Here is a 3,414-nt window from a genome sequence, read left to right as displayed (position 1 = left end):
TGTCGTCGCGCAGCAGCACGTTGAAACGTGGCCGCAGGCGCTTGATCATGTTGGCTTCGAGCAGAAGCGCGGCGGCTTCGGTCTCGGTGCGCACGAACTCCATGGAGCGTGTGGCCGAAATCATCCGATTGATGCGGACCGAATTGCCTTCGTAGCGGGTGTAATTGGTGACGCGCGCCCTCAGATTGCGGGCCTTGCCCACATAGATCACATCGCCCTTTTCATCGAGCATGCGATAGACCCCTGCGCCGGTGGGCAGGGTCCGGACGAAACCACGGATAATGTCGGGGCCGGTGAGGTCGTTTTCGGCGGTCATTGCTGTCGCGGGGTGGGCCCGTTCCTTGGAAGCCATTCGAGGTGTTCGCCGCCATCAAGCGCCAGCATCTGGCCGGTCATCGAGGGCAGGCCGAGGATTGCCATGACGCCCTGGGCGATGCCGTCAGGGTCAGCGCCCATGCCGAGCGGCAGGCGGGCGCGGGAGGCCTCGAACTCGGCGTCGCTCTGGCGGGTGTTGGGCAGGGTGGGACCGGGACCGATGGCGTTGACGCGGATGCGCGGGGCCAGCGATTGGGCCAGCGTACGGGTCGCAGTCCAGAGCAGGGACTTGGAGAGCGTATAGGAAAAATGATCCGGCGAGGGGGCCAGGACGCGCTCGTCGATGATGTTGATGATGTTGCCGGTTGCGGCGGGAATGAGTTGGGCGGCGAAATCGCGGGCGAGAAAGACCGGGGCTTCGGCGTGGACTGCCATGTGCAGGTCCCACAAATCCTCATGGACGGTATCGGCGCTGTCAGGTTCAAAGATTGACGCGTTGTTGACCAGCAGTGTCAGCGGGCCGAAGGGATCGCCAGCGGCGGCAATCAACCCCATGCGGTCGGCGCGCTTTGCCAGATCAGCCTGCACGATTGCGGCTTGTCCGCCGTCGGCGGCGATGGCGTCAGCGAGGTATTCGGCTTTTTCACCCGAGGCGCGGTAATGGATGATCACGGCAAAGCCTTCGGCAGCGAGGCGGGTGGCGATGGCTGCCCCGATCCTGTCGGCGGCCCCGGTGACCAGCGCGACCGGTCTCTGCTCGGTTGAGTTTGATGCGGGCATCTGTTCCTCTGCTTGCGACACTCTTCGAGATAGGCAGAACGGATCGGCAACGCAATGGCTACTTGCCGATCCTTGACCGACAGCTTACGGCGAATCAAACATTGGCGTAGGCTGGGGATGTGGGGAGGCGCAGCTTTGCGCCTTGATTGCAAGAGGGGATATCATGGACGCAATCATCTACATCGTGGTGCAACTGGTGGCCGGCGCCATCGGCGGCACCGGACTTGGGGCCGCTGCCAAGAATATGAGCCTGGGCACCACCGGCAATGTCGTCGCCGGAGCCATAGGCGGGGTTGGCGGAACCTGGCTGGCCGGGCTCGTTCCCGGCCTTGCAGACATGCTGTCGGGCGTGGGCACCGGCGTTGATGCCGGGGCGCTGGTGGGGCAGGGCGTGACGGGCCTTGTCGGAGGCGGTATCCTGACCGCTATCGCCGCCGCCGTGAAAAAGGCCACGTCGCGGTAAGGCACCAAACCGATTCGTATTCGCTATCGGCCCGGGCCATCGTGTCCGGGCCGCTTGTTTATCCATTGTTTTGTGGGTCAGATATTCTTGAACACCTCTTCTTCCGCCAATCAACCTACGGCCAATGTGCCCAAGGGCATCTTGTTTCTGCTGCTGGCGACGCTGATTTTTGGCGTGCAGGATGCGGTGGCCAAGATTTTGGTGACGGAGTATTCGCCACTGCAAATCGTCATGATCCGCTATTGGGCGTTCTTTGTGATGGCGGTCTGGCTGGTGATGCGCAATTCGAGCCTGAAGCGGGCCTTCGTTTCGCGCGCCGTTGGCTGGCAGATCGCGCGCGGGGTCCTGCTGGTGGTCGATATCTGGCTGTTCGCCGAAGCGCTGCGGACCGTGCCTCTGGGCGATATCGGCGCAATCAACATGATCTATCCGCTTCTGGTGACGGTCTTTGCCATTCCGCTGCTGGGCGAGCGGGTGGGGGTGTTCCGGATGACCGCGGTGCTCGCCGGGTTTTTGGGCGCCATGCTGATTATCCGTCCTGGCTTCATCACGGTCGAAACCGGAGTGATCTTCGCCGTGCTCAGCGCCACCTGTTATGCGCTTTACCTCGTGCTGACCCGCAAGGTGAGTCAGATCGACAGCACCACGACGTCGCTGTTCTACGTGGGAGCAGTCGGATTGGTGCTGACCAGCGCGGTGGGCGTGTTTTTCTGGCAGCCGATCGTGGGAATGGATGTTTGGCTGATGGTGGTTCTGTGCTTCACCACCTGCAGCGGCCATGGACTTATCATGCTCTCGCTGCGCTATGCCCCGGCCAGCGTGTTGCAGCCCTTCAACTATTTTTCCCTGCCCTGGGCGATTACCCTTGGGTTTGTGGTGTTTGGCACCATGATCGACGGATTCGCACTGGCCGGGGCCGGAGTGATTGTCGTGGCGGGACTGGTGGTCATGTGGCGCGAGCGGCGGCTCGCGCTGGGTCGGGCGCTGATGCGCGGGCCCGCTATCGCCGCACCAGGGCAATCGTCCACATCACCAGACCCGCAAACAGGCACAGGCCACCCAGCGGCGCCACCGAAAGGCTGAGCAGCGCAGGGATCAAGGCCGGTGTCGCGGGCATGAAGAGCCCCATGAACAGGGCTGGCAGAAGTCCGACGGCCAGCAGCACCAGGCCCAGACGGATAAAGGCGATGCCCCAGCGGGAAAGCGACATGGCGGTGGAACTCCCCTTGCATCGGATGACGGCAGGTTACCTATCCGGCTGCGACGCACAATGACACAACTTGAGACAGCGGGGACAACTTGCGGGCGGCAGGTATGGTCGCCATGTTGGAACCATGAGCGAAAGCGAGGAAGACGACAATGGCGATGATCCTGCTCTATGGCGTTCTGGGATTGCTGGCGATTACGGTGATTGGCAATCTGATGCTGGGCAGGTGGCGGGCGCAACGCACCGACAGCCGGATCGGCGCCCGGGCCGACGCCTATCTGGCGAGCCTCGACCGCGAGGGGATGCCCGAGACGCTGGCGGCGATGAGTGCGGCTGAGCGGCGCGAAATGCTGGTGGCGGCGGGCCACGAAGCGCGCACAGAGAGCGATCGGCGCTTTTACATCGCCACCCTTGGCGGGCTGTTCGCCTTTTTCGTGGCGCTGGGGTTTGCCATTGAAGGCGCGGGGATGCGCGATTTCCTGCTGGTGCTGGGGATCAGCGCGCTGGCGCTGTATGGCGTGACGGTGGTGATGCGGCGTCGGCTCAAGGCGAAAATGACCGCGCGGGGCATCGATATCGAGCGGCTGCGCATCGACTGAACGGCCCTATTTCAACCCGAGAATTGCGCCTCCGAGATAGACGAGCGCTC

General features: G+C 63.1%; 6 protein-coding genes. 3 read left to right on the top strand and 3 right to left on the bottom strand.

Translation table 11 applies throughout. The features are described from left to right. Nucleotides 1-316, bottom strand: a 316-nt coding sequence (locus VNS12_RS03610) for a GIY-YIG nuclease family protein (protein ID WP_325486480.1), incomplete at its 3' end; no start/stop codon positions are given. Beyond that, complete coding sequence (locus VNS12_RS03605; RefSeq protein WP_325486479.1) at nucleotides 313-1,095, bottom strand: SDR family oxidoreductase; 783 nt, start codon at nucleotides 1,093-1,095, stop codon at nucleotides 313-315. The genes VNS12_RS03605 and VNS12_RS03610, both read right to left, overlap by 4 nt. A gap of 163 nt (nucleotides 1,096-1,258) precedes the next feature. On the opposite strand from VNS12_RS03605, the gene VNS12_RS03600 reads away from it, so the two are divergent. Together VNS12_RS03600 and VNS12_RS03595 are read left to right on the top strand one after the other, a co-directional pair. Continuing rightward, nucleotides 1,259-1,558 carry a hypothetical protein gene (locus VNS12_RS03600; RefSeq protein ID WP_325486478.1) on the top strand — a complete coding sequence of 100 codons (300 nt, stop codon included), beginning with the start codon at nucleotides 1,259-1,261 and terminating at the stop codon, nucleotides 1,556-1,558. Nucleotides 1,559-1,645: 87 nt separating this feature from the next. Next, entirely contained in the window at nucleotides 1,646-2,641 is a 996-nt protein-coding gene (locus VNS12_RS03595) for a DMT family transporter (RefSeq protein WP_325486477.1), read from the top strand. Here the strand turns inward: VNS12_RS03595 and VNS12_RS03590 are convergent. Then, entirely contained in the window at nucleotides 2,559-2,768 is a 210-nt protein-coding gene (locus VNS12_RS03590) for a hypothetical protein (RefSeq protein WP_325486476.1), read from the bottom strand. The genes VNS12_RS03595 and VNS12_RS03590 overlap by 83 nt on opposite strands. 149 nt (nucleotides 2,769-2,917) lie before the next feature. Between VNS12_RS03590 and VNS12_RS03585 the strand changes: the two genes are divergently transcribed. Further along, on the top strand, nucleotides 2,918-3,364 hold the full coding sequence (locus VNS12_RS03585) for a hypothetical protein (protein WP_325486475.1): 447 nt from the start codon (nucleotides 2,918-2,920) through the stop codon (nucleotides 3,362-3,364). The last annotated feature ends 50 nt before the right edge of the window (nucleotides 3,365-3,414 follow it).

The sequence above is a fragment of the Pelagibacterium sp. genome, from assembly GCF_035555455.1.
GTDB lineage: Bacteria > Pseudomonadota > Alphaproteobacteria > Rhizobiales > Devosiaceae > Pelagibacterium.
This window is presented reverse-complemented; position numbering and strand designations above follow the sequence as displayed.